Source organism: Qipengyuania nanhaisediminis, from assembly GCF_900115585.1.
Taxonomy (GTDB): Bacteria; Pseudomonadota; Alphaproteobacteria; order Sphingomonadales; family Sphingomonadaceae; genus Qipengyuania; species Qipengyuania nanhaisediminis.
In genome coordinates this window covers 105,624-130,304 of record NZ_FOWZ01000004.1, presented here as the reverse complement: position 1 = coordinate 130,304, position 24,681 = coordinate 105,624, and the positions used below count along the sequence as shown (strand labels likewise).

Sequence of the window (24,681 nt, the reverse complement as noted above, 5' to 3'; positions counted from 1 at the left end):
CATGATGGGCGAGCGCAGCGACGCGCGCCGGATCATCACCGGCTTTTCCAATCCCACGGTCAAGGCGCTGCGTGCTCTTCGCGAAAAGAAGCACCGCAAGGCGGCGGGCAAGTTCCTTGCCGAAGGCCTTCGTCTGCTCACCGATGCGCGCGAGAGTGGTCACATCCCCGAAACGCTGGTCCTGTCCGACAAGCGCGACCCGCATCCGCTGCTGTCCGAACTGGAACGCGCGGTCGAGGCATCGGGCGGCGAAATCATCGAGACCTCGCCCGACATCCTCGCCAAGATCACCGGCAAGGACAACCCGCAGGCGGTCGCTGGCGTCTTTGCGGAATTCGACACATCGCTTGCCGCGCTCGACCGCACTTCCGCCGATATCTGGCTGGTGGCGCAGGCTCTGCGCGATCCCGGCAATCTGGGCACCATGCTCCGCACCGCCGATGCCATCGGCGCCGGCGGCGTGATCCTGATCGACGATTGTGCCGATCCTTTCAGCGTGGAGACGGTGCGCGCCAGCATGGGCGCCATCTTCACGCGCCGCGTCGCGCGAGCGGAATGGGCAGATTTCGAACAATGGCTGCGTGCCGGTGAAGGCCAGCTGGTTGCCGCCTCGCTGCGCGATGCACAGCCCTATCGCTCCGCCCCCTACGCCGCACCGTGCTTCGTGATGGTCGGTAACGAGAGCCGCGGATTGCCCGAAGAATACGAACTGGCGTGCGACCTTCGCGTGACCATGCCCATGAAAGGCCGGGCCGACAGCCTCAATGCTGCGGTTGCGGCTGCAGTGCTTGGCTACGAGGTGCTGGCCGCGCTCGACAGCGGAAGCGCTTGATCCCGCGTCCGAATTGCTGCCAAAACGCGGCAAGGGAGAGGACGGGATGATGATAATTACGAGATTGGCCGGAGTAGCTGGAGCCTTGCTCCTGTCGGCCTGCGTCACTGCCCCTGTCGAAGTTGCAAAAGCCGATCCGGCTGACCTGATCCTTACCAACGCCCGGGTCTATACGCTCGCCTGGGGTGATCCCGACGGGGAGGGCAATCCGGCAGCCGACGCTCCTTTCGACGGAACGAACTGGCGACCTGACGCCGAAGCCATCGCGATCGACGATGGCGCAATCGTGTTCGCCGGAAGTGCGCAGGACGCTCTTGCGTGGCAGGGTGCCGAAACGCGCATAGTCGACCTTCGGGGCGCGACGGTCCTGCCGGGGCTTGTCGATACCCACACCCATGTGGTCGAATTCGGGGCGAAGCTCGACGCCGTCGATCTCACCGATGTCGCGACCGAGGCCGAAGCCGTCGCGCTGGTTGCCGAACGCGCCAAGATGCTGCCTGCCGGAGAATGGATTATCGGCGCAGGCTGGGACGAAGGCGCCTGGGCCAATGCCTATCCCGACAAGGCGCTGCTCAGCGCAGCGGTGCCCGATCATCCGGTCGTGATGCGCAGCCTCCATGGCTTCGGGCTATGGACGAACCAGGCGGCGCTCGATGCGGGAGGGATCACGTCGCAGAGCGCAGTGCCCGAGGGCGGCGAAATGCGGCTCGGCGACGATGGCGCGCCCAGCGGCGTCTTCCTCAACCGGGCCACGACCATGCTGGACGCGGCGATCCCCACGGCGTCGCTCGAAACCCGCGTGCGGCAGACACGCAAGGGCCTGATGCAGATGGCGCGGGACGGCTATGTCACGGTCCATGAAGCGGGCGCGGATACCCATGCGATGGAGACGTTCGCCGCGCTGGAGGCAAGCGACGATCTGCCGATCCGCGTCTACGCCATGCTCTCGCTGCGCGATGAGCCGCTGATGCGCCGCTGGATCGCGAGGGGACCGGATAGCGACACGGATTCCATGCTCGTGGCGCGTTCGGTGAAGGCCTATTACGACGGGGCGCTGGGCTCTCGCGGGGCGCGCCTGCTGGAGGACTACGCCGACCGTCCCGGCCATCGCGGCGTCAGCGGGAGCGGCTACGGCTTCGATCGCGAATTGAACGAAGCGGCGATGAAAGCGGGCTTCCAGACCGGCATCCACGCCATCGGCGACGCGGGCAATCGCGAGGCCCTGGACATTCTCGAGCGCGTCTTTGCCGAGACCCCCGGAGCGCGCGACAACCGCCACCGGATCGAGCACGCTCAGGTCATCGCCCCCGAAGATATGGGCCGCTTTGCCGAACTGGGCGTCATCGCATCGATGGAACCGCCCCACGCTGTGGAGGACAAGACCTGGGCCGAAGACAGGCTCGGGCCGGAGCGCATTCGCGGCGCCTATGCCTGGCGCACCTTGCTACGAAACGGCGCACGCATGACCTTCAACGCCGACAATCCCGGCAGCGATCACAGCATCTTCTACGGTCTCCACGCTGCCGTGACTCGGCGCGACAAGGACCTGCAGCCCGACGGCGGGTGGTATCCCGAAGAGGCAGTGACAATCGAGGAAGCGATCCGCGCCTACACCTCGTGGTCGGCCTATGCGGGCTTCCGCGAGGACGAGACCGGCATCATCTCGCCGGGCCGCTGGGCCGATCTGACAGTCATGGATATCGACCCCTTCACCCTCGCCCGGACCGATCCTGCGGGGCTGCTGGACGGAGAGATCGTGATGACCATCGTCGATGGCCGGATCGTCTACGAGAAATAGGTCCTATTCCGCGGCTTCGCGGCCATCCTCGATCTGCGCGGCGTCTTCCGCATTGTAGCGGGGGGTCGCCTCGACCTTGGGCACTTCCTCGATCTCGCGCTTGCCGATCTCGATGCCCTGCTCCGACAGGCGGCGACCGGCAGAAAGCACGTTGCGCTCGAAACTGCCGACGAACTTGTTGTAATTGTTGACCGCAGTTTCCAAGCCGCCGCCCACGCGTTTCATGTGCTCCGCAGCGACCGCCAGCCGGTCGTAAAGCTCTGCCCCGGCCTTGCCGATGGCGACCGCTTCCTGGGCGATCGTGTCCTGCCGCCAGACCTGTGCGACGGTCCGCGCGATCGCGACGAGATTGGTCGGCGTCGCAAGCAGGACCTTGTTGTGGAACGCGAAGTCCCACAGCTCGGGATCGTGTTCAAGCGCGGCAGCCACGAAATGCTCTCCGGGGACGAACATGACCACGTAATCGGGCGCGTCGTCGAACTGGCTCTGATAGCCCTTCGAGCCGAGGGTCTGGACATGACCGCGCATCGACTTGGCGTGCTGGTCCATGTGCCGTGCGCGCTCTGCATCGTCCTCTGCCTCGAACGCCGCCTGGTAGGCATTGAGCGACACCTTGGCATCGATCACCAGCTTCTTCTGGCCCGGCACGTTGACGATGGCATCGGGCCGCAGGCGTCCGCTTTCGGTATCGACCGACTGTTCGAGGATGAAATCGGTGTGTTCGGACAGACCACACTGTTCCAGCACGTTCTGCAAGGCCCGCTCCCCCCAGCGACCGCGCGCCTTGGGGGCATTGGTGAGGCTGTTGCCGAGCCGCTGCGCCTCGCGCCGGACCTCTTCCTGCCCGCGCTGCATTTCGGTGATCTGCTGGTAGAGCCGCCCGAAGGCATCGGTGCGCTTTTCTTCCAGATCGGCGACTTGGCGTTCGTACTTGGCCAGCCGTTCCCCGACCGGTTGCAACAGGGCCTTGATCTTCTCTTCCGAGGTTTTTTCCGAATGGCCCAGCCGCTCGCTCGCCCGTTCGAGGAATTTCTCCTGCGCCGCGCCGAGGACTTTCGCACCGGTATTCTCGAATTCCTTGAGCAGGTTGGCGCGCGATTCCTCCAGCAGGCGCTTCTGCTCCTCGAAACCGGCGGCCCGCGCTTTCAGCGCGCCGTGCGCCTCGCGCTCTTCGTCCAGCTTGCGCGCGAGTTCATCCGCCCGCGCGGCGCGATCCGACATGGTCGCCAGTTCGGGTGCCATGCGTGACAGCTTTTCGGACAGGTCCTTCGCCTCGCCATCGCGCTCCGCATGGCGGGCCTTCCAATCCGCCACCGGGCGAGAGCCGAAAAACCAGCCGGCGAGCCCTCCGACAAGGAGGCCGGCGAACAATGCGATAAGTATGAAAATCATCGGGTCCATCCCGCGACATTAGGCGGAACGGAGAGAGAACGCCAGAGGGCGCGGAAAGCTATCTACCGCTGGCGTTTCACCACGAGGTTGTAGAGGAAATAGAACCCCACCGTGAAGGCGAGGAAATAGGCGGCGAAGCGGATCGCGAGCTCGTCGAAACCCGCACCGTCGCTGAGATAGCGCCAGGTGCAGCTGATCAGGGCGAACAGCAGTCCGGCCAGTGCCGCCTGCGACCAGCTGATCCGGTCAGGCTGCCTCACGCAGCTTCTTCAGCTTCTTCAGGGCCATGTTGCGCTTGAGGCGCGAGAGGTGGTCGATGAAGAGAATGCCTTCGAGGTGGTCCATCTCGTGCTGGATGCAGGTGGCCATCAGGCCTTCCATCTCTTCTTCGTGCACATTGCCGTCGAGGTCCTGGTAGCGCACGCGGCAGGTGGCCGGACGGTCGACATCGGCGAAGATATCGGGGACCGAAAGGCAGCCTTCCTGGTAGCTTGCCAGCTCGTCCGCCGGATCGAGGATTTCGGGGTTCACGAAGACCCGCGGTTCCTTCTTCGTCGGATAATGGTGGTGGTGATGGCCGCCGTGATCGCACTCTTCCGGCTCGGCATCGGTGTCTTCCGGCTGGAGATCGATGACGAGCAGGCGCTTGGGCACGCCGACCTGGATCGCGGCGAGGCCGATGCCGGGCGCGGCATACATGGTTTCGAACATGTCCTCGACCAGCGTTTTCAGCTCGTCGTCGAACTCGGTTACGGGTTCGGACACGGTCTTGAGCCGGGGATCCGGCACTTCGAGGATTTCACGGATAGCCATGGGGGTTCAGATAGGCGCTGAATGCGACCAATTCAATCGAATTGGCCTGCACTCTCTGATCGATTAGCCGAGCGGCCGCCGCGCACGCAGCGCCTGCGCCAGCGTTCCCTCGTCGAGATAGTCCAGTTCCCCGCCCACCGGCAGGCCATGCGCCAGCTGGGTGATGCGGATCGGGAAGTCCTCCAGCCGTTCGGCGATGTAGTGCGCCGTGGTCTGGCCTTCGAGCGTTGCGTTCATGGCGAGGACCACCTCGTCCACCCCGCCCGCCTCGACGCGCGACAGCAGGCTGGCGATATTGAGGTCTTCAGGGCGAACGCCGTCCAGGGCCGACAGCTTGCCGCCGAGCACGTGGTACTTGCCGGTGAATAGCTTCGCCCGGTCGAGCGCCCAGAGATCCGCCACGTCCTCCACCACGCACAGGCCCTTGCCATCGCGGCGCGGGTCGGCGCAGATGCCGCAGGGGTTGGTGGTATCGACATTGCCGCAGGTGTCGCATTCGACCAGCGCCTCGCCCACGGTTGCCAGCGCTTCGAGCAGCGCGGGCAGCGCGCTTTCGCGGCGCTTGACCAGCCACAGCACCGCACGCCGCGCGCTGCGCGGGCCGAGGCCGGGAAGGCGCGCCAGCGCAGAAGCCAGCGTCTCGATCTCTTGCGATGCCATAGATGCACAGATAGGGGCGCAGGCGCGACCAAGAAAGGCCATAGAACACGTCATGCGCATAATCTTCATGGGAAGCCCGGATTTCGCCGTGCCCACGCTGCAGGCGCTGGTCGATGCGGCGCATGAGGTCGTGTGTGTCTACACGCAGCCGCCCCGCCCCGGCGGTCGCCGCGGCAAGGAACTGACGAAGACCGCCGTGCACGAACGGGCAGACCGGCTGGGGATCGAGGTGCGCCATCCCAAATCGCTGAAATCCGCCGAAGAGCAGGAGGCTTTTGCCGCACTCGACGCCGATATCGCGGTGGTCGCGGCCTATGGCCTGATCCTGCCGCAGGCGATCCTCGATGCGCCAAAGCACGGCTGCCTCAACGTCCATGCGTCCATCCTGCCGCACTGGCGCGGTGCGGCGCCCATCCATCGCTCGATAATGGCGGGTGACGAGGTGACCGGGGTCACGATCATGCAGATGGAAGCGGGTCTCGATACCGGCCCCATGCTCGCCACCGTGCGCACACCGATCGAGGACAAGACCACGGGCGAACTGACCGAGGAACTGGCCGAACTGGGTGCGCAGCTGATGGTCGGCACGCTGATCGATCTCGACGCGCTGCACGCGGTCGAACAGGACGATGCCGAGGCGACCTATGCCGCCAAGATCGACAAGGCGGAGGCGCGGCTGGACTGGACCCGTCCGGCAGAAGAGGTCGTGCGTCATGTGCATGGCCTCTCGCCCTTCCCCGGCGCATGGTTCGACCACGACGGCCAGCGGGTGAAACTGCTGCGCGCAGAGACATGCGAGGGTGCAGGTGACGCGGGAGAGGTGTTGGACGACCGCCTCGCCATCGCGTGCAGCGACGGCGCGATCCGTCCGCTCGAACTGCAGCGGGCCGGCAAGCCGCGCATGGACCTAGAGACCTTTCTGCGCGGCAATCCGATCGCCAAGGGCACGCGCCTTTCGTGACCCGTTTCGCGCTCACCCTCGAATTCGACGGCACGCCGTTTTTCGGCCTGCAGCGCCAGCCCCACGGCCCGAGCGTGCAGCAGGCCGTCGAGGAAGCGGCCTTCGCGGTGACCGGCGAGGATGTGCGGCTGGCCAGCGCCGGGCGGACCGACACCGGCGTGCATGCGCTGGCGATGCGCAGCCATCTCGACATCGAGAAGGATATCGAACCCTTCCGCCTGATGGAGGCGCTCAATGCAAAGCTGCGCCCCGATCCGGTGGCAGTGACGCATTGCGAAGTCGTACCGGACGATTGGCACGCGCGCTTCACCTGCGTGGGGCGCAGCTATGTCTACCGCATCGCCAATCGCCGCGCGCCGCTGACGCTGGAGAAAAACCGCGCCTGGCATGTGCCCCAGCCGCTCGACGAGGCGGCCATGCACCAAGCCGCGCAGGCGTTGGTCGGCAATCACGATTTCACCACCTTCCGGTCCGCCCATTGCCAGTCGGCCAGTCCGCAAAAGACGCTCGACCGCCTCGATGTTGAGCGCGACGGGGATCATGTCCTGATCCACGCGGCGGCGCGCAGTTTCCTGCATCACCAGGTGCGCTCCATGGTCGGCTGCCTCGCGCTCGTCGGCATGGGCCGCTGGGCCGTCGATGATGTGAAAAAGGCGCTCGAAGCACGCGACCGGCAGGAACTGGGCCTCAACGCGCCGCCCCACGGCCTCTATTTCGTTGCGGCGACCTATCCGGACGACGCCTGACGTAACGGCACCCTAGCCAAGCCCGATTTCGAGGCGTAGCGAGGCTGCAAACAGGTTTCGTAAAGCAACGAAAGGGAATTGGATGACCACCGGCAAACAGCTTTTCACCACTCTAGAATCCGACGGCACGCTGACCGTCGAGATCGCCGAAAGCACCTTCCCCGAACCGACAGGCAACCAGGTCCTGGTCAAAATGGAAGCGGCCCCGATCAATCCGTCGGACCTCGCCATCCTCACCGGTGCTGCCGATTTCGAAAATGCGGAATATTCGCCCGGCAAGGTCGTCGCGAAAATGCCCGAGCCGTTCAATTCGGGCCAGAAGGCTCGCCACGGCCAGCGCCTTCCCGCAGGTAACGAAGGTGCCGGCACGGTCGTCGCCACCGGCGATAGCGACATGGCCAAGGCGCTGATGGGCCAGCGCGTCGCCTGCGTTCCTGGCAATGCCTACAGCCAGTACGCTATCGCGGATGCCGCCATGTGCCTGCCGCTTGGCGATCACAGCGCGGAAGCGGGCGCTTCCAGCTTCGTCAATCCGATGACTGCGCTCGGCTTCGCCGAGAACGCCAAGATGGACGGCCAGAAGGCGATCCTGCACACGGTCGGCGCATCGAACCTTGGCCAGATGCTGGTCAAGATCTGCCAAGAAGACGGCCTCGGCCTCGTCAACATCGTACGCAAGCAGGAGCAGGTGGACCTGCTGAAGGGGCTCGGCGCCAGCCATGTCGTCAATTCCTCCGCTGATGATTTTATGGCCAACCTCAAGGCCGCCATCGACGAAACCGACGCTTTCTACGGCTTCGACCCGATCGGCGGCGGCCAGATGGTCGACACCTGCTTCAAGGCGATGGAACAGGTCGCGGTGGGCAAGATGACCGAATATTCGCGCTATGGTTCGAACCAGCAGAAGCGGATGTTCATCTACGGCCGCCTCGACTTCGGGCCGACCACGCTGACCCCGTCCTACGGCTTCGGCTGGACGCTGTCGGGCTGGCTGCTGACGCCCTTCCTCCAGACGGCAGGCATGGAAACGGTGATGCGGATGAGGAAGCGCGTGCTCGACAACCTCACCACCACTTTCGCCAGCAGCTACAAGACCAAGGTCGACCTCGAAGGCATGCTGACCAAGGAAGCGATCCTCGACTATCGGCAGATGAAGACGGGCGAGAAATACCTCGTCCTGCCCAACGGCTGAGGCTTAGCGACCGTCGAAGGCGCGCTGGATGGCGGCGGGATGTCCGGTCCCGCTTGCCAGCAGCAATTGCAGCAGGATGCGCGCCTTCTGCGGGTTGAGCGCGCGGGCGGCGACGAAGCCGTTCGGCGTGTCCTCGGCCTCGCGGTCGACCAGCCCTTCATCGGTCCGGCTCGCGCGAACGACGGCGATGCCGCCCTGGGCCAGCAGCGCCAGTTCCTGCCGCACGCGTTCGGGCATATTGCCCTCGCCCACGCCTGCAACGACGATACCCCGCGTTTCCTCGCCAACGAGGCGAAGCACTTCCTCGGCACACAGGCCCGCATGGGCATAGGCGATCACGACCTGCGGCAAGTCGTCGCACCACGCAAAGGCGGCAGCTTCGTCCTCGCGCCAGGGAGCACCGAACCATTCGAGCGAAGCGGGCGTGACGAGCCCGACGGATTCGCGCGGAAAGCCCCTGAAGGCGTCGGTCCCCCGCGTGCGGACCTTGCGCACGTCGCGCGCGCCGAACACGCGGTCGCCCATCACCACCAGCACGCCGCGTCCCGCAGCATCCGGATCGCTCGCGACACGCACGGCATTGGCGAAATTGCGCAGACCGTCATAGCCCACCGCATCGGCCGGGCGCATGGCGCCCACGACCACCACGGGCTTGGTCGCCGGCAAGGTCAGGTCGAGCAGGAACGCCGTTTCTTCCAGCGTGTCGGTGCCATGGGTAACGACCACTCCGTCGCACCCATCGTCGGCCAGGCTTTCGCAGATTGCCGCATGGAGCTCGTTCCACACCTTGGGGCCGATATCGCCTGAATCGATATTGGCGATCTGGCGGCCCGACAGTTCAGCCTCCAGCCCCAGGCCGCCGACTTTTTCGAGATAATCCTCGATCCCGATTTCGCCCGAGCGATAATCGCTCGCGATCGCAGAGCCTGCGATTCCTGCAATCGTGCCTCCGGTGGCAAGGACTTTCAGTCGTGTCGTCATTGGCGGCGGAATAGCGGGAAAAATTCACCCGGTCACGGCGGGAATTTATAACATACGACAAACTCGCCGTATCAAAAATGCGTCCAATTTGCAGAAACGAACATAAAGCTAACATGCGTTAATGGACCTTGCGCGAGCAGCTTGCTTTATCGCTCCCGATGGACGCAATTCGTGGTGACATAAGGTCTGCCCGATACCCTCTGACCGGCGAGTTCCTCGCCGGACGACTGAGGGAACATCTGGACGGGAATGACCTGGATTACATCGAGGGACTCATCGACACCGTGGAAGAACACGGCGATGGCACGCGCCTGCTCGAAAGAGGGGACGTGACCAATAAGAGCACGATGCTCATCGAAGGCTATGTGTTCCGCACGATCGAAAGCGGCGATCGCCGCTACATTGTCGGTATCCAGGTGCCCGGCGATTTTATCGACTTGCACGGCTTCGCACTGAAGCGTCTCGATCACAGCATCGTGGCGGCAGGCCCGGTCAAGATCGGCAGCGTCAGCCACGAAAGCCTGCGCACCGTCATGCAGGAGCGCCCCAATATCGCACGTGCCATGTGGTTTGCCACGCTGCTGGATGCGTCGTCCATCGCAAGTGGATCCAGATCCTGGAACAGCTGGATGCGCCCAAGCGGATCGCGCATCTTTACGCCGAATTGCACAAGCGGCTGGAACTCATCGGTCGCAACGTACCGCGCGCCTTGCGCACGCCGTTCACCCAGCTGGACCTTGCCGACATGTGCGGCGTCAGCGCCATCCACGCCAATCGCGCGGTCGGCAAATTGCGCGATCTGGGCGTTGCCGAAATCCGCCGCGGCGATCTTTACACGGACGACTGGGACCGGTTGAAGCGATATGCGCGCTTCAACGCAGACTATCTGTATGGCGACGGCGCGTTGAAGCTGGATCAGGGCTGGGACTAATCTCGCGCTTGACCCGGCGCGAAACCGCGCTACATGCGCGCTTCACCCCACAAGGGGGCGCTTAGCTCAGTTGGTAGAGCATCTCGTTTACACCGAGAGGGTCGGCGGTTCGAGCCCGTCAGCGCCCACCATCATTCCCCCGCAACCTCTCTCACGGCAGCGCGCGCTTCCTCGCTCGCCCAGTCGTAGTCGCCGACGACGCGCCAGACCTCCAGCCCCTGCGCATCGTAGAGGATCGTGGTGGGCAGCGGCGTGTTGTCGTAATGCAGGCCCAGCTCGTTCTGCGGGTCCATCCACGGCTCGAGATAGGCGAATTCGTTCACCGCGAAATAGGGCGCGACCTTTTCCGCGCCGCCCGCATCCTGGCTGACGGTGATGACATGCAATTGCTCGTCGAAGTCGCCGGCAAGAGCATCGAGCAGCGGCATCTCCTTCTTGCACGGCGCGCACCATGTCGCCCACAGGTTCAGCAGCACAGGCGTTCCCTGCAATGCGCCAAGGTTGATCTGCCGCCCGTCCGGATCGCTTACATTGATGGCGGGCATAAGGCTGTCGGCATAGGTGCGGTCGATCTCGCCGGTTGTTATCTGTGAAGCACCGCTTTCTTGCGCCTCATCGGGTGCGCTCCTATCGCAGGCGGACACAGCAAGACCCAGGGTGACGATCAGCGTGAGCGATAAGCGGGACAATCAAGGCTCCAATGCAATGTGGGGCGGCAGGTTCGCCGAAGGGCCTAGCGCGATCATGCGCGAAATCAACGCCTCTATCCCCTTCGACAAGGCGCTATGGCGCGAGGACATCGCCGGCAGCCGTGCTCATGTCGCCATGCTGGCCAGGCAGGGCATCGTGAGCGAGGCGGACGCCGCCGCGATCGACAAGGGCTTGGCGCAGATCGCCGAGGAATACGAAGCTGACGGCGTAGCCGAAGATTGGGACCTCGAAGACATCCACATGACTGTCGAGGCGCGGCTGACCGAAATCGTCGGCCCGGTCGCCGGGCGGCTCCATACCGCTCGCAGCCGTAACGACCAGGTGGCGACCGATTTCCGCATGTGGGTGCGCAGCGCCAATCGCCGCGCGATCGCGGGGATAGATGCGGTGCTGCACGCGCTTGTCGCCCGCGCCGACGAGCATGCCGATACGATCATGCCCGGCTTTACCCATTTGCAAACCGCGCAGCCCGTGACGCTCGGCCATCACCTGCTCGCCTATTTCGAGATGCTGGCGCGCGACCGCTCGCGGTTTGCAGACGCGCTGGAGCGGATGGACGAATGCCCGCTCGGATCGGCGGCGCTTGCCGGGACCGGCTTCGATCTCGACCGCGAGATGATTGCACAGGCGCTGGATTTCGCCCGGCCCACCTGCAACAGCCTCGATGCGGTGTCGGATCGCGATTTCGCGCTCGATTACCTCATGGCCGCCAGCCAGTGCGCCCTGCACCTCTCCCGCCTGGCCGAGGAGTTCATCATCTGGGCCAGCCAGCCCTTCGGCTTCGTCAAACTGCCCGACACGCTGTCGACCGGCAGCTCGATCATGCCGCAAAAGCGCAATCCCGACGCCGCCGAGCTGGTGCGCGGCCATGCGGGGCGCGTGATCGGGTGCACCACGGCGCTGATGGTGACGATGAAGGGCCTGCCGCTGGCCTATTCCAAGGATATGCAGGACGACAAGCCGCCGGTCTTCGAGGCGGCGGGTCTCATGGACCTTTCGCTCGCGGCGATGGCGGGAATGGTGGCGGACAGCGGCTTCGACAAGGCCCGGATGCGCAAGGCTGCGGAAGCAGGTCACGCGACGGCGACCGACCTTGCCGACTGGCTCGTGCGGCAGGCGGACATTCCTTTCCGCGAGGCGCATCACATCACCGGCGCCGCCGTAAAGCTGGCCGACGAGAAAGGCGTCGCCCTCGACGGCCTTGCCATCGAGGATCTCAAGGCCATCGACAGCCGTATCGACGAACGCGTTTTCGACGCGCTTTCGATCGATGCATCGGTCGCCGCGCGCGCTTCCTATGGCGGGACCGCGCCGGAGCGGGTAAGGGAGCAGGTAGAAGACGCCCGCAAGCGGCTGGAGAAGTTCTGATGCGCCTTGGCGCCCTGATTATTGCCCTCACCCTGCTGTCCGCCTGTGGGCAGAAGGCGCAGCTGAAGCCTTTGGCGGGCGAGACGCTGCCGCCTGCCCCCTTCGGTGCCGAAGTGCAGCCCGATGCCGACGATCTGCTCCAGGTTGCTCCCCAGGCCGCGCCCGAACGCAGCACCGAATTGCGCACCCGCTCGGAAGAGCGCGAGGACGATCCCTTCGACCTCCCGCCCGAGTAGGTTGCAGCGCGACAAGCAAGGCTTGCTAGACTTAGGCATGGCCATTCGGCAAACGCGCTGGCCATGGACCATTTCCAGATCCGCGACGGCGTCCTTCATGCAGAGGACGTGCCGCTTACCCAGATCGCAGAGGCGGTCGGCACACCCGTCTACGTCTATTCGCGCGCCACGCTGGAACGCCACGCCCGCGTCTATCGCGAAGGGCTGTCCGCGCTCGACAATCCGCACATTGCCTTCGCGGTCAAATCCAACCCCAACCTCGCCGTGCTGCGCGTGCTCGCCTACATGGGCTACGGCGCCGACGTCGTCTCTGGTGGAGAGCTGACCCGCGCCTTGGCCGCCGGGATGAAGCCCGAAGACATCGTGTTCTCCGGCGTCGGCAAGACCCATGACGAACTGCAGCAGGGCCTCGAATGCGGGATCGGCCAGTTCAACATCGAGAGCGAGGAAGAAGGCTACGAATTGGCGGCGATCGCCCGCCGCTTCGGCAAGACCGCCGCCTGCGCCCTGCGCGTCAATCCCGACGTCGATGCGCGAACCCACGAGAAGATCTCGACCGGCAAGCGCGAGAACAAGTTCGGCGTCCCGATCGACCGGGCGGTCGAAATCTACGCTTCGCTGGCGGGCGAAGACGGCTTGGATATGCGCGGCGTGGCCGTTCACATCGGTAGCCAGCTTGCCGATCTCGAGCCACTGGAAACCGCCTTCGGCAAGGTCGGGCAGCTGATTGCCGACCTGCGCGCGCAAGGCTGCAAGGTGACCCATGCCGACCTCGGCGGCGGGCTTGGCGTGCCGTACAAGAGCGGCGAGGAATATCCCTCGCCTGCAGCCTATGGTGAAATGGTCGCGCGCGTGTCCAAGGGCTGGGACGTGCGCCTGATGTTCGAACCGGGCCGTGTGATTGCCGGGAATGCCGGTGTCCTCCTCACCCGGGTGGTGCGCGTAAAACGCGGGATAGAGCGGCCATTCGTGGTTGTCGACGCGGCGATGAACGACCTCGCTCGTCCCGCCATGTACGGCGCCTGGCATGATTTCGAGGCGGTAGAACCAACCGGAGAGCGCATGACCGCGCACATCGTCGGCCCCATCTGCGAGACCGGCGATACTTTCGCGATGGACCGCGAATGCGATGCGCTGATCGCAGGGGAACTAGCGGTTTTTCGCACTGCAGGGGCCTATGGCGCGACCATGGCGTCGAGCTACAATTCGCGCGGCTTCGTGGCCGAAGTGCTGGTCGACGGCGACCGTTTCGCGACCGTCGCCGACAGGATCGCTGCAGGTGCGATCATGGACGCGGAACGCGTGCCGGAGTGGCTCGACTGATGTTGCATTCGCTCCCGCTGTTCCACCGCATTTCCGGCCAGCGGGTCGTGGTGGTGGGCAGCGGCGAAATGGCGGAGGCAAAGGCGCGGCTTGTTGGGCGTGCCGGGGGCATTCCCTGCGCGGAGACCGAGGCCCATCATGCGAAACTGGCATTTGTAGCGCTCGAAGACCAGCGCGCGGCAGAGGCCGCGGCGTTTCGACTGAAGCGCCTCGGCCTGCTGGTCAACGTGGCGGATAGGCCGGACCTGTGCGACTTTACACTGCCCAGCCTGCTGGAGCGCGATCCCGTGCTGGTCGCGGTGAGCACGGGCGGAGCATCGGCCGGACTGGCGAAGCACCTGCGCCTGCGGCTGGAGGCGATCCTGCCGCAAAATCTTGGCGGATTAGCCGAGGCATTATCCAACGCGCGCGAGAAAATCCGGGCGAGATTCCCCTCCGGCGACGACCGCCGCCGTGCGCTGGATGGTGCCCTTTCACAGGGCGGCGCACTCGATGTAATGGCCGCGAAGAGTGTAGAGGATGTAGAGCGCTGGATAGAGGATGGCGGCGATCCTGTAGCAGACGCGGTCCTCGAGATCGTGCTGGCGAGCGATGATCCGGAAGACCTGACCATCCGGCAGGCGCGCGCGCTGGGAGAGGCCGATCACGTGCTTCACGAGAGCAGCGTTCCGGAAGCAATCCTGATCCGTGCGCGAGCCGATGCGGCGCGTCATGTCCTGCCGTGCGAGGATCCACCGACCAGCGGCCGACGGGTCGTGATCAGGAAGGGCTAGGCCACCGCCGCGATTTGTTGGCTCGAGCCGATACCGGCTTCGCGGAAATAGCGTGCCATTGCATCGGCCGTGCTGTCGGCCAGCGCGATATGCGCGCGGCGACGGTCGGCGGGATCGGGAATGCGCAGCAGCAGGCCGCTTTCGACCATTTGCGTGATCCAGCGCAGCGCCGTGGTGGCAGGAACGCCAGCCGCGATGCACAGCGAAGTGACGCTGACCCGCTCCCTTCCGGCGCGAGCAGCGGCGAGGTCGAGCAATATATCCCACGCCGGATCGGCAAAGAGGTCCGCATCGAAGAACTTGGCGCGCATCTGGCGGCGGCGAATGACGGCACGGATAGCAGCCGCCTCGGGCAGGTTTGCCCCATTGCCCGCCCCGCCTGCGGCATCCTGTCCGCGCCAGGCCTGTGACGCTGCTTCCAGCCTGAAAGCGCCCCCGCCTTCCCGCTGTCCTGGAGACAGGCGTTCGATCCGTTCTGCCATCTTGCCGACCTGTTCGGTGAGGCGAAGGAGCATTAGCCGGTCTTCCTCGGCGAGTTCTCGCAATCTCAGGTTTGGCACATCGGCCAGCACACGGCCCACCGCGATAATCCGCTCCGCACGTCCCGGTTCGACGAGGATCTGCGCGCCCGACATGGAGAAACAGCCGAACACCGCATCGAGCGCGTCCATACCGGTCGAGATCACCATCTGCGCGCCCGACTTGCCCGCCCGCATGTCGAGCCGGGCGAGCAGCGCCATCGTCTCCGCATCGGCCACAAGGCAGTCGACCAGCACGAGGTCCCCCAGCGCCGCGATGGAGCCGCTGGCAAACTCGTCCAGCCGGCAGCATTCCAGCACGCGAAAGCCCGCTGCAACGGCATCGTCGCGCATCTGCGCGCGCACGGCATCGCGGTCCGCCAATATGGTCACGCCAAGCTGGCATCCGGCCCCGTCATACACCGGTTCGTAACTGAAATCGGCCTGCATGGAATCACCTCTCACGAGTCTCTGTAGGAGAACTTTGTGAGAACAAACAGTGATCGTGTCAAGAATTCAGGGGCGTATTTCGATCGGCGTCCCGTCCGGAATCAGCGACCACAGTTCCGCTATCTCGCGGTTGGAGAGGGCAATGCAGCCATCGGTCCAGTCGCCCGGAACGCGCGCATCGAAGGGCATTCCATTGGGCTGGCCATGCAGGAAAATGAGCCCACCGGGCGAGCGCCCCCGCGCCTTGGCATAGGCTTTGTCGGCGGCGTTGGGATAATCGATGTAGAGACTGAGGTAATAGCTCGACTGCTCGTTGCCATAGGTGATGGTGTAGCGGCCTTCGGGCGTGCGCTCGTCCCCTTCGAAGCGTTTGTGGCCGACCGGCTGGTCGCCATATTGCAAGCCGTCATACGTGCGGATGATCTTGCCCGCCTGGTAAACCCAAAGCGTGCGGTCCGACTTGTCGACCAGCACGAAATCCGCCCGCTCCTCGTCCTGCGCCTGTTGCGCACGCGCTTGCGGCACGCCTTGCGAGCAGGCCGTCGCCAAGAGGCAGGCAAAGAGAAAAAGGAACCGCATCGCAATCAGGCTATCGATTTTTCTTTCCGCCGCCAACGAAAGAGCGGATAATATGCCATGGACTTCTTCGAATTGCGCCATGTCGCAACCGCAATCGGCGTCGCAGCGCTCCTGATCGGCTGGAACCTCATCAGCCGCCGCCTGCCCGGACAATACGGCAAGGCGGTGGATGGCGCGGTCGAGATCGTGCCGACGGTGGGAATGTGGCTATCGGCCGTGCTATTGCCGATCGGATCGCTCGCCCTCCTGGCTCTTGGCGCGGTGGTCCTCTACGGGCTGCCCGAATATCGCTCGCCGATTGTCGCTGTCGCGATGCTCCTGTGGGCGGGCGGTTTCGCTTCCGGCCTATCGTCGACTGCGAAGATCGTCGCCGTTCGCAGGCATCGCATCCGCTACGACAGTTTCGGGCTTAGCTATGTCCCGTCACAAGGAGGCGAACGAACCTATCTGGCGTTCGACGACGTGGACAGTATCGAGTTCCGCTGGCTGGGCGTCGACCGCATCCGTTCGGGCGAGATCGCCATTCCCTTTACCGAAGACGCGGGTGGAAGCCGGCAATTGGCCAGCCTCCTCGATCAGCGGTTCCTCAGTCGAGAAATGGATCGCGCATAAGGATCGTATCGTCGCGTTCGGGGCTGGTGGACACCAGCGCCACGGGCGTTTCGATCAGTTCCTGCACGCGCTGGATGTATTTCACCGCATTGGCGGGCAGGTCCGCGAAGCTGCGCGCCCCGGCGGTCGATTCCTTCCAGCCGTCCATCGTCTCGTAGATCGGCTCCACATCCGCCTGGTCGGCGGCGTGGCTGGGGAAGTAGTCGTAGACATTGCCGCGCAGGCGATAGCCGGTGCAGATCTTCACCTCGTCCAGCCCGTCCAGCACGTCGATCTTGGTCAGCGCGATGCCGGTGACGCCGCTGATCGAACAGCTCTGGCGCACGATCACGGCATCGAACCAGCCGACCCGGCGCTGGCGGCCGGTCACGGTGCCGAATTCATGGCCGCGTTCGCCGATGCCCTTGCCGATGTCGTCTTCGAGCTCGGTCGGGAAAGGCCCGCTGCCGACGCGCGTGGTGTAGGCTTTTACGATGCCCAGCACATAGCCGGTCGAATTGGGGCCGAGGCCGCTACCTGCCGCCGCCGTGCCGCTGACCGTGTTGGAGCTGGTGACGAAGGGATAGGTGCCGTGGTCGATGTCGAGCAGGACGCCCTGTGCGCCTTCGAAGAGGATTTTCGCGCCGGCCTTGCGCACCTTCTTCAGGCGCTTCCACACCGGCTGTGCATATTGCAGCACGAAATCGGCAATGCCGCGCAATTCCTCGAGCAATGCTTCGCGGTCGACGGGCGGCTGGTCGAAACCGGCGCGCAATGCGTCATGATGGGCGCACAAGCGGTCGAGCTGCGGTTCGAGATGGTCGAGATGCGCCAAGTCGCAAACGCGGATCGCGCGGCGGCCGACCTTGTCTTCATAAGCCGGGCCGATGCCGCGTCCGGTAGTGCCGATCTTGCCCGAGCCGGCAGCCGCTTCGCGCAGGCCGTCGAGATCGCGGTGGATCGGCAGGATCAGCGGGCAATTGTCGGCAATCGCAAGATTGTCGGCGGTGATCGTAACGCCCTGTCCCTCGAGCTTTTCGACCTCGGCCTTCAGCGCCCACGGGTCCAGCACCACGCCATTGCCGATGATCGACAGCGTGCCGGACACGATGCCTGAAGGCAGCAGCGAAAGCTTGAAGACGTTCCCGTCGATGACCAGTGTGTGGCCGGCATTATGGCCGCCCTGGAACCGGACGACGGCATCGGCGCGGCTGGCCAGCCAGTCGACGATCTTGCCCTTGCCCTCATCGCCCCACTGGGCGCCGATTACGGTGACGTTGGCCATTGAAAATCTACTCGCGATCTAGGGATGCACAAACGCGCGTCGCGTTAGGCGTTTGCGGCCAAGGGAGCAAGGCAGATCGGGGAAACTTCGACGCCACTTCTCCATTGTTCAGGCAAAGGAGAATTTATGACCGACTATCCCACTCTCAACCTGAACGACGGCCGCCAGATCCCGCAGCTCGGCTTCGGCACCTACAAGATCGACGAGGACAAGGCGCCCGAAGCCGTCTCCACCGCGATCGACGTGGGCTACTGGTTGATCGACACGGCGGCGATCTACCAGAACGAAAAGGGCGTCGGCAAAGGCGTGGGCGAATGGTCCGACATCTTCCTGCAGACCAAGGTCTGGAACGAGAGCCAGGGTTACGAGCGGGCCAAGCGCGCCGCGGAGAAATGCCTCGAGCGGCTGGGCCGCGACCATGTCGATATGCTGCTGATCCACTGGCCCTGCCCCGACAAGGGCGAATTCGTGGACACGTGGAAGGCGTTCATCGAACTGCGCGAGGAGGGCAAGGCCAAGTCCATCGGCGTTTCCAACTTCCGCGAACAGGACCTGCGCAAGCTGGTCGAGGAAACGGGCGTGACCCCGGCGCTCAACCAGGTGGAACTGCACCCCAGCTTCCAGCAGCGCGCCCTGCGCAAGGTGCATGAGGAAATGGGCATCGTCACGCAAAGCTGGTCACCGCTCGGCCAGGGCGAAGGCCTCTCGAACGAGACCATCGAAGCCATTGCGGAAGAAACGGGCCAGCCCGCCAGCGCGGTCATCATTCGCTGGCATATCCAGCACGGTTTCTCGACCATTCCCAAGGCCAGCAGCCGCAAGCATATCGAAGCCAATTTCAAGGCCTTGTCGTTCGAACTGTCGGACGACCAGATGGCGCGCATCGACGGGCTCGACAGCGAAGACGGCCGCATGGGCCCCGATCCCAGCGAATTCTGCTGAACAGGAGGGGTGCGAGGCCGCGTGCACGCTGCTAAAGGCGCGCCATCATGACCGAGCACCCCATCCGTATTGCCGCGCTCTATCACTTCACGCGGTTCGACGATCCGGCAGCCCTGCGCCCTCCCCTTGCCGCACTGTGCGACAAGCACGGCGTGAAGGGCACGCTGCTGCTGGCGCATGAGGGCATCAACGGCACGATCGCCGGAAGCGATGCGGGCATCCAGGCGGTGCTCGACCATATCCGCGCGCTGCCGGGCTGCGCGACGCTCGAAGTGAAGGAATCGCGCGCCGACACCATGCCCTTCTATCGCAGCAAGGTGCGCGTGAAGGCGGAGATCGTCACCATGGGCCAGCCCGACCTCGATCCGGTCGAGGGCGTCGGCACCTATGTCGCGCCGGAGGACTGGAACGCGCTGATATCCGATCCCGACACTATCGTGATCGACACCCGCAACGATTACGAAGTGCAGATCGGCTCTTTCGAGGGCGCGATCGACCCGGAAACGAAGAGCTTTCGCGAATTTCCAGAATGGTTTCGCGCCCGCCGCGCCGATTTCGAGGCCGAGGGCAAGACGCCGAAGATCGCCATGTTCTGCACCGGCGGCATCCGCTGCGAAAAATCGACCGCCTTCGTGAAATCGGAAGGGCTGGACGAGGTCTACCACCTCAAGGGCGGCATCCTGAAATACCTCGAGGAAGTGCCCGAAGAAGAAAGCCTCTGGAAAGGCGAATGCTTCGTCTTCGACGAGCGGGTGAGCGTGAAACACGGCCTCGAAATCGGCGAACACACGCTGTGCCGTGCCTGCCGCATGCCCTTGTCGCCTGCGGATCTCGCGCACGAGACCTACGAGGAAGGCGTCGCCTGCCGCCATTGCCATGCAGAGCGCACCGACGAGCAGCGCGCCCGCTATGCGGAACGCCAGCGCCAGTCGAAGCTCGCCCGCGAACGGGGTGAGGCGCATGTCGGCAAGGTGCTGGACCGCGACGGCGACAATGGCTGAGCCGGTCCTCTACAGCTTCCGCCGCTGTCCCTATGCAATGCGGGCGCGTATGGCGCTGCACATCAGCGGGGTGGAGAAGGAACACCGCGAGGTCGTGCTGCGCGACAAGCCTGCCGCGATGCTGGAAGCCTCGCCCAAGGGAACCGTCCCCGTTCTCGTCACCGATGATGGCACGGTGCTGGAGGAAAGCCTCGACATCATGCGCTGGGCGCTCGGCAAGAACGATCCCGAAGGCTGGCTTGATCGGCAGGACGCAGAGCTGCTGGAAGCGACCGACGGGCCGTTCAAGCATCACCTCGACCGCTACAAATACTACACGCGTTACGAAGATGCCGACCCGCTGGAACACCGCGCGCAGTGCCTCGATCACCTGAGATGCCTCAATGAGCGGCTGGAAGGCCAGCCCAATCTATGCGGCGAGCAGCGCGGCTTCGCCGATATCGCGATCTTCCCCTTCGTGCGGCAATGCGCCAATCACGACCGCGAGTGGTTCGAAGGCGCCGGCATCGCCAATGTCGCCGCATGGCTCGAACGCCATGTGACGTCCGACCTCTTTGCGGCCATCATGACCAAATATCCGAAGTGGGAGCCGGAAGCGGCTTAGAGCGGTTTCGCTTCGCCGTTTTCGAGGCGGTGCGTGCAGCCCAGCGTTGCGGCATCGTCCTCCGCATTGACAGCTGCGCGGGTACGCCAGCCATCCGCGCGCAATGACGCTGCGACCGAACGGTCATGGCCGAGCGGCAGGAACACGGTGTCGCGCTGCTCCGCCTCGCCCTTGCCGAGCGCTTCCAGGATCGGCTCCATGTAGAGAGAGAAGCCGGTTGCCGCCTCGTCGCTGCCCTTGATCGCATAGGTTCCGCCGCGCCCGAGCGCGCCGCGTGCCTTGTCGCTGTGCAGGGTGAAACCGAACCAGCTCTGGTATCCGAAACCGTGGCGTTCTGACGGGTCGAGCGTGAGGCGCACGCGCTCGCCAAGGATCGCGGCCACTTCGCGCAGCGCCGCAGTCCGGCTGGCGAGCACGCCGCCCGCATCCAGAGCCGACAGCTTTTCCAGCGCCTGCTCCATCGGCCCTGCGGCATAAAGCAACGGGAGATAGGCTTCGCCGCCCACAGCCTTGAGGCCGCCTGCATCCTTCATGTCGAGTTCGCGGCGCACCGCTTCACGCTGCTCCATATCGAGCGGCAGCGCTTCTTCGGCCAGCGTATCGACAAGGTCGGGCATGGTGAAATCGACCGACAGGCCATCGACACCGGCAGCCTCCAGCGCGTCGAGCGCGACCGAGACGGCTTCTGCAGCCGCAGCCACACTGTCGCTCCCGACCAGTTCGGCACCCAGTTGCAGGCGCTGGCGGGCAGGATCGAGCTGGTCCGCCTTGATCGTCGCGACCTCGCCCGCATAGCACAGGCGCAGTGGGCGCGGCGCTTCACGCAGCGACGTCGCGGCAATGCGGCCGACCTGCACGGTCATGTCGCTGCGCAGGGCCAGCGTGCGCAGGCTTTCGGGATCGGTGAAACGCACCATGCGGCGCGTCGCCACGCCTTCCATGCGTCCGGCGAGCGATTGTTCGAATTCCACCAGCGGCGGGCGCACACGGTCGTACCCATGCGCGTCCATCGATTGCAGCACCTGGCGCATGGCGCTGGTGATGGCGGCGGCACGCGCAGGCAGCGCGTCTTCGAGCCCGATGGGCAGGAGATCGTCAGGCTGTGTCATACGGCCAGCGCCCCTGCCCCATCGCGCATCAGAATGCCAGTGGCATTACGGTCTTCACGCCTTCCAGCGCGCAGGCCTTGTCGACGACGTCTTGCGGGATCGGCTGGTCGACGCTCAAGAGCAGTACTGCTTCCCCGCCCGCTTCGCGGCGGCCGAGGTTAAAGGTGCCGATGTTTATGCCGTTTTCGCCCAGCAGCGAACCGATCCGGCCGATGAAGCCAGGCGCGTCTTCATTGACGATATAGAGCATGTGCCCGTCGAGTTCTGCCTCGATCCGCACGCCGAAGATTTCGGTCAGGCGCGGCGCATCGGCGCCGAACAGCGTACCGGCAACCGACCGGTCGCCGCTGTCGGTGCCCACGGTCACGCGCAGCAGGGTATTGTAGGCGCCTTCCTTCTCGTGGCGGATCGAACGGATATCTAGGCCGCGTTCCTTTGCAAGGAAGGGCGCGTTGACCATGTTCACCGTGTCCGAATACTGGCGCATCAGGCCGGCAAGCACCGCACCTTCGATCGGCTTGCCCGAAAGCTGGGCGGCGGCCCCTTCGCGCTCGATGCTGATCTTGGTGAGATTGCCGTGGGCAAGCTGGCCCACGAGGCTGCCGAGATTTTCGGCAAGGCCCATGTAGGGGCGAAGCTTGGGCGCTTCCTCGGCGCTTAGCGACGGCATGTTGAGCGCATTGGTGACGCCGCCGTTGACGAGGTAATCCGCCAGCTGTTCGGCTACCTGCAAGGCGACATTGACCTGCGCTTCATTCGTGCTGGCGCCAAGGTGCGGCGTGCAGATGAAATTGGGCTTGCCGAAGAGCGGCGATTCCTTGGCCGGTTCGGTCTGGAACACGTCCAGCGCCGCGCCTGCCACCTGACCGCTGTCGAGTGCGTCGGCCAGTGCCGCTTCGTCGATCAGGCCGCCGCGCGCACAGTTGACAATGCGCACGCCCTTCTTGGTTTTGGCGAGGTTTTCGCGGCTGAGGATATTGCGCGTCTCATCGGTCAGCGGCGTGTGCAGCGTGATGAAATCGGCACGGGCCAGCAGGGTGTCGAGATCGATCTTCTCGACCCCGATTTCCACTGCACGTTCTTCGGTCAGGAAGGGGTCGAAAGCGATGACCTTCATCTTGAGGCCTTGGGCGCGGCTGGCGACGATCGAACCGATATTGCCAGCGCCGATCAGGCCCAGCGTCTTGCCCGTGACTTCCACGCCCATGAAATCGTTCTTCGGCCATTCGCCCGCCTGCGTGCGGCGGTCGGCGGCGGGGATCTGGCGGGCCAGCGCCATGATCATCGCAATGGCGTGTTCGGCGGTGGTGATCGAGTTGCCGAACGGGGTGTTCATCACGACCACGCCCTTGCCGCTGGCATAAGGGATGTCGACATTATCAACGCCGATACCGGCGCGCCCGATGACCTTGAGATTGGTCGCGGCATCGAGGATTTCCTTGGTCACCTTGGTCGACGACCGGATGGCGAGGCCATCGTATTCGCCGATGCGGGCTTTCAGTTCGTCGGGCGTTTCGCCGGTGATGACGTCAACGTCGCAGCCGCGCTCTTCGAATATGCGCGCAGCGTTCGGGTCCATCTTGTCGCTGATGAGGACTTTGGGTTTGCTCATGACGGAATATTCCTGTCGTTTTCCCGGCTTTGCACCGGGCAGTAATTATAGGGGGGAAGGCGGCGGCCCGTTCTGTTGGGGCCGCCAGCCGGATCAGCCGTTCTTGACCTGCTCGTAGGCCCACTCGATCCAGGGCAGGAGACGCTTCAGGTCTTCCTGCTCGACCGTGCCACCGCACCAGATGCGCAGGGACGGCGGAGCATCGCGATAGCCGTTGAAGTCATAGCCCACGTCGCGCTCTTCGAGGAGCTTGACGATCTTCTTGGACACGCCGGCTTTGTCCTCGTCGGACAGGCTATCGTACCAGTCGCCCTGGAAGACGAAGCATACGCCGGTGTTGGTGCGCTTGGCAGGGTCGGAGACCATGTTGCGCAGCCACGGCGTCGCCTCGATCCAGTCGAGCACGATCTTGGCATTGGCATCGGCGCGTTCGAACATCGCCTTGCGCCCGCCCATCGCCTGCGCCCATTCGAGCGCGTCGATGTAATCTTCGGTCGCCAGCATAGACGGCGTATTGATCGTCGCGCCCTCGAAGATGCCGCGGTTGATCTTGTCGCCTTTCTTGAGGCGGAAGAGCTTGGGCAGCGGCCACTGGGGATCGTATTCCTCGATCCGGGCGATGGCCTTGGGGCTGAGGATCAGCATGCCGTGCTGGGCTTCGCTGCCCATCACCTTCTGCCAGCTATAGGTCGTGGCATCGAGCTTGGCCCAGTCCATCTCCATCGCGAAAACGGCGCTGGTGGCATCGTTGATGGTCACGCCTTCGCGGCCTTCGGCCAGCCAGTCGGTGTTCGGGATCTTCGCGCCCGAAGTCGTGCCGTTCCAGGTGAAGACGACGTCGTTTTCCTGCGGGATGGAGGCGAGATCGGGGATTTCACCGTAATCGGCGTCGAGCGTGGTCAGCTTGGGCAGCTTGAGCTGCTTGACCGCGTCCTGGATCCAGACGTTGCCGAAACTTTCCCACGCCGCGACCGTGGCCGGGCGATCGGGGCGCAGCATCGTCCACATCGCGCATTCCAGCGCGCCGGTGTCCGATGCCGGCATGATGCCGACCAGGTAATCCTCGGGCACGCCGAGCATCTCCTTCGACAGGTCGATGGCATATTTCAGCCGCGACTTGCCAAGGGCGCTACGATGCGAGCGTCCGAGCGATTCGGTTTTGAGGTTGGAAGCGGACCAGCCCTTGTGCTTGGCAGTTGGTCCGGACGAAAAGAAAGGGCGCTCGGGTTTGAGCGTCGGTTCGGCAGTCATGTATTCTCTCCTTGCAGAGAGC

General features: G+C 64.4%; 27 protein-coding genes and 1 tRNA gene. 15 read left to right on the top strand and 13 right to left on the bottom strand.

Annotated elements, in window-relative coordinates; translation table 11 throughout:
* Position 1 precedes the first annotated feature (1 nt).
* Both BM173_RS11970 and BM173_RS11965 read left to right on the top strand, forming a co-directional pair.
* On the top strand, positions 2 to 832 hold the full coding sequence (locus tag BM173_RS11970; protein ID WP_090482041.1) for a TrmH family RNA methyltransferase: 831 nt from the start codon (positions 2 to 4) through the stop codon (positions 830 to 832).
* Positions 833 to 878: 46 nt separating this feature from the next.
* Positions 879 to 2,630, top strand: coding sequence for an amidohydrolase (locus BM173_RS11965; protein ID WP_177201895.1), 1,752 nt, complete (start codon positions 879 to 881; stop codon positions 2,628 to 2,630).
* 3 nt (positions 2,631 to 2,633) lie between these two features.
* Here BM173_RS11965 and BM173_RS11960 read toward each other — a convergent pair whose 3' ends face one another.
* From BM173_RS11960 to recR, 4 genes are all read right to left on the bottom strand, one after another.
* Positions 2,634 to 4,031 (bottom strand): DNA recombination protein RmuC, encoded by a 1,398-nt coding sequence (locus BM173_RS11960; protein ID WP_090482035.1) that lies wholly within the window; start codon positions 4,029 to 4,031, stop codon positions 2,634 to 2,636.
* A 53-nt stretch (positions 4,032 to 4,084) separates the two neighbouring features.
* On the bottom strand, positions 4,085 to 4,282 hold the full coding sequence (locus tag BM173_RS11955; RefSeq protein WP_090482032.1) for a hypothetical protein: 198 nt from the start codon (positions 4,280 to 4,282) through the stop codon (positions 4,085 to 4,087).
* Positions 4,269 to 4,835, bottom strand: a complete 567-nt coding sequence (locus BM173_RS11950; protein ID WP_090482029.1) for a peptide deformylase — start codon at positions 4,833 to 4,835, stop codon at positions 4,269 to 4,271. Before BM173_RS11950 ends, BM173_RS11955 begins: the two co-directional genes overlap by 14 nt.
* Before the next feature lie 63 nt (positions 4,836 to 4,898).
* Positions 4,899 to 5,495, bottom strand: a complete 597-nt coding sequence (gene recR, locus BM173_RS11945; RefSeq protein WP_090482026.1) for a recombination mediator RecR — start codon at positions 5,493 to 5,495, stop codon at positions 4,899 to 4,901.
* Between the two features lie 52 nt (positions 5,496 to 5,547).
* Here recR and fmt point away from each other — a divergent pair, with 52 nt between their 5' ends.
* The 3 genes from fmt (at position 5,548) to BM173_RS11930 (ending at position 8,394) form a co-directional block, all read left to right on the top strand.
* Positions 5,548 to 6,456: a methionyl-tRNA formyltransferase gene (fmt, locus tag BM173_RS11940; protein ID WP_090482022.1), complete on the top strand. Its 909-nt coding sequence runs from the start codon at positions 5,548 to 5,550 to the stop codon at positions 6,454 to 6,456.
* On the top strand, positions 6,453 to 7,202 hold the full coding sequence (gene truA, locus BM173_RS11935) for a tRNA pseudouridine(38-40) synthase TruA (RefSeq protein ID WP_090482020.1): 750 nt from the start codon (positions 6,453 to 6,455) through the stop codon (positions 7,200 to 7,202). The genes fmt and truA overlap by 4 nt, the downstream gene beginning before the upstream one ends.
* Before the next feature lie 82 nt (positions 7,203 to 7,284).
* Positions 7,285 to 8,394 carry a zinc-binding dehydrogenase gene (locus BM173_RS11930; protein ID WP_090482017.1) on the top strand — a complete coding sequence of 370 codons (1,110 nt, stop codon included), beginning with the start codon at positions 7,285 to 7,287 and terminating at the stop codon, positions 8,392 to 8,394.
* Between the two features lie 3 nt (positions 8,395 to 8,397).
* On the opposite strand, the gene BM173_RS11925 is transcribed toward BM173_RS11930, so the two are convergent.
* Together BM173_RS11925 and BM173_RS14810 are read right to left on the bottom strand one after the other, a co-directional pair.
* Positions 8,398 to 9,375 carry an asparaginase gene (locus tag BM173_RS11925; protein ID WP_090482014.1) on the bottom strand — a complete coding sequence of 326 codons (978 nt, stop codon included), beginning with the start codon at positions 9,373 to 9,375 and terminating at the stop codon, positions 8,398 to 8,400.
* A gap of 146 nt (positions 9,376 to 9,521) precedes the next feature.
* Positions 9,522 to 9,890, bottom strand: a complete 369-nt coding sequence (locus BM173_RS14810) for a hypothetical protein (protein ID WP_245755879.1) — start codon at positions 9,888 to 9,890, stop codon at positions 9,522 to 9,524.
* A 50-nt stretch (positions 9,891 to 9,940) separates the two neighbouring features.
* Here BM173_RS14810 and BM173_RS14805 point away from each other — a divergent pair, with 50 nt between their 5' ends.
* Positions 9,941 to 10,306 carry a Crp/Fnr family transcriptional regulator gene (locus tag BM173_RS14805; RefSeq protein ID WP_245755878.1) on the top strand — a complete coding sequence of 122 codons (366 nt, stop codon included), beginning with the start codon at positions 9,941 to 9,943 and terminating at the stop codon, positions 10,304 to 10,306.
* 55 nt (positions 10,307 to 10,361) lie between these two features.
* Positions 10,362 to 10,437: transfer RNA gene (locus BM173_RS11915), tRNA-Val, on the top strand.
* On the opposite strand, the gene BM173_RS11910 is transcribed toward BM173_RS11915, so the two are convergent.
* Positions 10,438 to 10,995, bottom strand: coding sequence for a TlpA family protein disulfide reductase (locus BM173_RS11910; protein WP_090482011.1), 558 nt, complete (start codon positions 10,993 to 10,995; stop codon positions 10,438 to 10,440).
* A 16-nt stretch (positions 10,996 to 11,011) separates the two neighbouring features.
* Between BM173_RS11910 and argH the strand changes: the two genes are divergently transcribed.
* From argH to BM173_RS11890, 4 genes are all read left to right on the top strand, one after another.
* Positions 11,012 to 12,385, top strand: coding sequence for an argininosuccinate lyase (argH, locus tag BM173_RS11905; protein WP_090482008.1), 1,374 nt, complete (start codon positions 11,012 to 11,014; stop codon positions 12,383 to 12,385).
* Positions 12,385 to 12,621, top strand: coding sequence for a hypothetical protein (locus BM173_RS11900; protein WP_090482005.1), 237 nt, complete (start codon positions 12,385 to 12,387; stop codon positions 12,619 to 12,621). The genes argH and BM173_RS11900 overlap by 1 nt, the downstream gene beginning before the upstream one ends.
* A 63-nt stretch (positions 12,622 to 12,684) precedes the next feature.
* Positions 12,685 to 13,944: a diaminopimelate decarboxylase gene (gene lysA / locus BM173_RS11895; protein ID WP_090482003.1), complete on the top strand. Its 1,260-nt coding sequence runs from the start codon at positions 12,685 to 12,687 to the stop codon at positions 13,942 to 13,944.
* Complete coding sequence (locus tag BM173_RS11890) at positions 13,944 to 14,717, top strand: precorrin-2 dehydrogenase/sirohydrochlorin ferrochelatase family protein (RefSeq protein ID WP_090482000.1); 774 nt, start codon at positions 13,944 to 13,946, stop codon at positions 14,715 to 14,717. The genes lysA and BM173_RS11890 overlap by 1 nt, the downstream gene beginning before the upstream one ends.
* On the opposite strand, the gene BM173_RS11885 is transcribed toward BM173_RS11890, so the two are convergent.
* Both BM173_RS11885 and BM173_RS11880 read right to left on the bottom strand, forming a co-directional pair.
* A complete protein-coding gene (locus tag BM173_RS11885; protein ID WP_090481997.1) occupies positions 14,714 to 15,685 on the bottom strand; it encodes a helix-turn-helix domain-containing protein in 972 nt (323 codons plus the stop codon). The two genes, BM173_RS11890 and BM173_RS11885, sit on opposite strands and share 4 nt — an antisense overlap.
* Positions 15,686 to 15,751: 66 nt before the next feature.
* Positions 15,752 to 16,264 (bottom strand): L,D-transpeptidase family protein, encoded by a 513-nt coding sequence (locus BM173_RS11880; protein WP_090482764.1) that lies wholly within the window; start codon positions 16,262 to 16,264, stop codon positions 15,752 to 15,754.
* 57 nt (positions 16,265 to 16,321) lie between these two features.
* On the opposite strand from BM173_RS11880, the gene BM173_RS11875 reads away from it, so the two are divergent.
* Positions 16,322 to 16,876 (top strand): hypothetical protein, encoded by a 555-nt coding sequence (locus tag BM173_RS11875; protein WP_090481994.1) that lies wholly within the window; start codon positions 16,322 to 16,324, stop codon positions 16,874 to 16,876.
* Here BM173_RS11875 and BM173_RS11870 read toward each other — a convergent pair.
* Positions 16,851 to 18,140 carry an adenylosuccinate synthase gene (locus tag BM173_RS11870; protein ID WP_090481991.1) on the bottom strand — a complete coding sequence of 430 codons (1,290 nt, stop codon included), beginning with the start codon at positions 18,138 to 18,140 and terminating at the stop codon, positions 16,851 to 16,853. The genes BM173_RS11875 and BM173_RS11870 overlap by 26 nt on opposite strands.
* A gap of 126 nt (positions 18,141 to 18,266) precedes the next feature.
* Between BM173_RS11870 and BM173_RS11865 the strand changes: the two genes are divergently transcribed.
* From BM173_RS11865 to BM173_RS11855, 3 genes are read left to right on the top strand one after another with little or no spacing between them, the layout of a single operon-like run.
* Positions 18,267 to 19,082 carry an aldo/keto reductase gene (locus BM173_RS11865; RefSeq protein WP_090481988.1) on the top strand — a complete coding sequence of 272 codons (816 nt, stop codon included), beginning with the start codon at positions 18,267 to 18,269 and terminating at the stop codon, positions 19,080 to 19,082.
* A gap of 47 nt (positions 19,083 to 19,129) precedes the next feature.
* Positions 19,130 to 20,083: an oxygen-dependent tRNA uridine(34) hydroxylase TrhO gene (gene trhO, locus BM173_RS11860; protein ID WP_090481985.1), complete on the top strand. Its 954-nt coding sequence runs from the start codon at positions 19,130 to 19,132 to the stop codon at positions 20,081 to 20,083.
* Positions 20,076 to 20,687: a glutathione S-transferase gene (locus BM173_RS11855; protein WP_090481982.1), complete on the top strand. Its 612-nt coding sequence runs from the start codon at positions 20,076 to 20,078 to the stop codon at positions 20,685 to 20,687. Before trhO ends, BM173_RS11855 begins: the two co-directional genes overlap by 8 nt.
* On the opposite strand, the gene BM173_RS11850 is transcribed toward BM173_RS11855, so the two are convergent.
* From BM173_RS11850 to BM173_RS11840, 3 genes are all read right to left on the bottom strand, one after another.
* The gene (locus BM173_RS11850; RefSeq protein WP_090481979.1) at positions 20,684 to 21,796 is read right to left on the bottom strand and encodes an ATP phosphoribosyltransferase regulatory subunit; all 1,113 of its coding nucleotides are present in this window, start codon (positions 21,794 to 21,796) and stop codon (positions 20,684 to 20,686) included. The two genes, BM173_RS11855 and BM173_RS11850, sit on opposite strands and share 4 nt — an antisense overlap.
* 28 nt (positions 21,797 to 21,824) lie before the next feature.
* Complete coding sequence (serA, locus tag BM173_RS11845) at positions 21,825 to 23,408, bottom strand: phosphoglycerate dehydrogenase (RefSeq protein ID WP_090481977.1); 1,584 nt, start codon at positions 23,406 to 23,408, stop codon at positions 21,825 to 21,827.
* A 93-nt stretch (positions 23,409 to 23,501) separates the two neighbouring features.
* Positions 23,502 to 24,659 (bottom strand): phosphoserine transaminase, encoded by a 1,158-nt coding sequence (locus BM173_RS11840; protein ID WP_090482760.1) that lies wholly within the window; start codon positions 24,657 to 24,659, stop codon positions 23,502 to 23,504.
* Positions 24,660 to 24,681 lie beyond the last annotated feature (22 nt).

What these genes read in the sequence shown, in the direction of transcription:
- BM173_RS11970 (WP_090482041.1), top strand. Translation starts at nt 2, where the DNA reads ATGATGGGCGAGCGCAGCGACGCGCGCCGGATCATCACCGGCTTTTCC.
- BM173_RS11965 (WP_177201895.1), top strand. Translation starts at nt 879, where the DNA reads ATGATGATAATTACGAGATTGGCCGGAGTAGCTGGAGCCTTGCTCCTG.
- BM173_RS11960 (WP_090482035.1), bottom strand. Translation starts at nt 4,031, where the DNA reads ATGGACCCGATGATTTTCATACTTATCGCATTGTTCGCCGGCCTCCTT.
- BM173_RS11950 (WP_090482029.1), bottom strand. Translation starts at nt 4,835, where the DNA reads ATGGCTATCCGTGAAATCCTCGAAGTGCCGGATCCCCGGCTCAAGACC.
- recR (WP_090482026.1), bottom strand. Translation starts at nt 5,495, where the DNA reads ATGGCATCGCAAGAGATCGAGACGCTGGCTTCTGCGCTGGCGCGCCTT.
- fmt (WP_090482022.1), top strand. Translation starts at nt 5,548, where the DNA reads ATGCGCATAATCTTCATGGGAAGCCCGGATTTCGCCGTGCCCACGCTG.
- BM173_RS11930 (WP_090482017.1), top strand. Translation starts at nt 7,285, where the DNA reads ATGACCACCGGCAAACAGCTTTTCACCACTCTAGAATCCGACGGCACG.
- BM173_RS11925 (WP_090482014.1), bottom strand. Translation starts at nt 9,375, where the DNA reads ATGACGACACGACTGAAAGTCCTTGCCACCGGAGGCACGATTGCAGGA.
- argH (WP_090482008.1), top strand. Translation starts at nt 11,012, where the DNA reads ATGTGGGGCGGCAGGTTCGCCGAAGGGCCTAGCGCGATCATGCGCGAA.
- BM173_RS11900 (WP_090482005.1), top strand. Translation starts at nt 12,385, where the DNA reads ATGCGCCTTGGCGCCCTGATTATTGCCCTCACCCTGCTGTCCGCCTGT.
- lysA (WP_090482003.1), top strand. Translation starts at nt 12,685, where the DNA reads ATGGACCATTTCCAGATCCGCGACGGCGTCCTTCATGCAGAGGACGTG.
- BM173_RS11890 (WP_090482000.1), top strand. Translation starts at nt 13,944, where the DNA reads ATGTTGCATTCGCTCCCGCTGTTCCACCGCATTTCCGGCCAGCGGGTC.
- BM173_RS11885 (WP_090481997.1), bottom strand. Translation starts at nt 15,685, where the DNA reads ATGCAGGCCGATTTCAGTTACGAACCGGTGTATGACGGGGCCGGATGC.
- BM173_RS11880 (WP_090482764.1), bottom strand. Translation starts at nt 16,264, where the DNA reads ATGCGGTTCCTTTTTCTCTTTGCCTGCCTCTTGGCGACGGCCTGCTCG.
- BM173_RS11875 (WP_090481994.1), top strand. Translation starts at nt 16,322, where the DNA reads ATGGACTTCTTCGAATTGCGCCATGTCGCAACCGCAATCGGCGTCGCA.
- BM173_RS11870 (WP_090481991.1), bottom strand. Translation starts at nt 18,140, where the DNA reads ATGGCCAACGTCACCGTAATCGGCGCCCAGTGGGGCGATGAGGGCAAG.
- BM173_RS11865 (WP_090481988.1), top strand. Translation starts at nt 18,267, where the DNA reads ATGACCGACTATCCCACTCTCAACCTGAACGACGGCCGCCAGATCCCG.
- trhO (WP_090481985.1), top strand. Translation starts at nt 19,130, where the DNA reads ATGACCGAGCACCCCATCCGTATTGCCGCGCTCTATCACTTCACGCGG.
- BM173_RS11855 (WP_090481982.1), top strand. Translation starts at nt 20,076, where the DNA reads ATGGCTGAGCCGGTCCTCTACAGCTTCCGCCGCTGTCCCTATGCAATG.
- BM173_RS11850 (WP_090481979.1), bottom strand. Translation starts at nt 21,796, where the DNA reads ATGACACAGCCTGACGATCTCCTGCCCATCGGGCTCGAAGACGCGCTG.
- serA (WP_090481977.1), bottom strand. Translation starts at nt 23,408, where the DNA reads ATGAGCAAACCCAAAGTCCTCATCAGCGACAAGATGGACCCGAACGCT.
- BM173_RS11840 (WP_090482760.1), bottom strand. Translation starts at nt 24,659, where the DNA reads ATGACTGCCGAACCGACGCTCAAACCCGAGCGCCCTTTCTTTTCGTCC.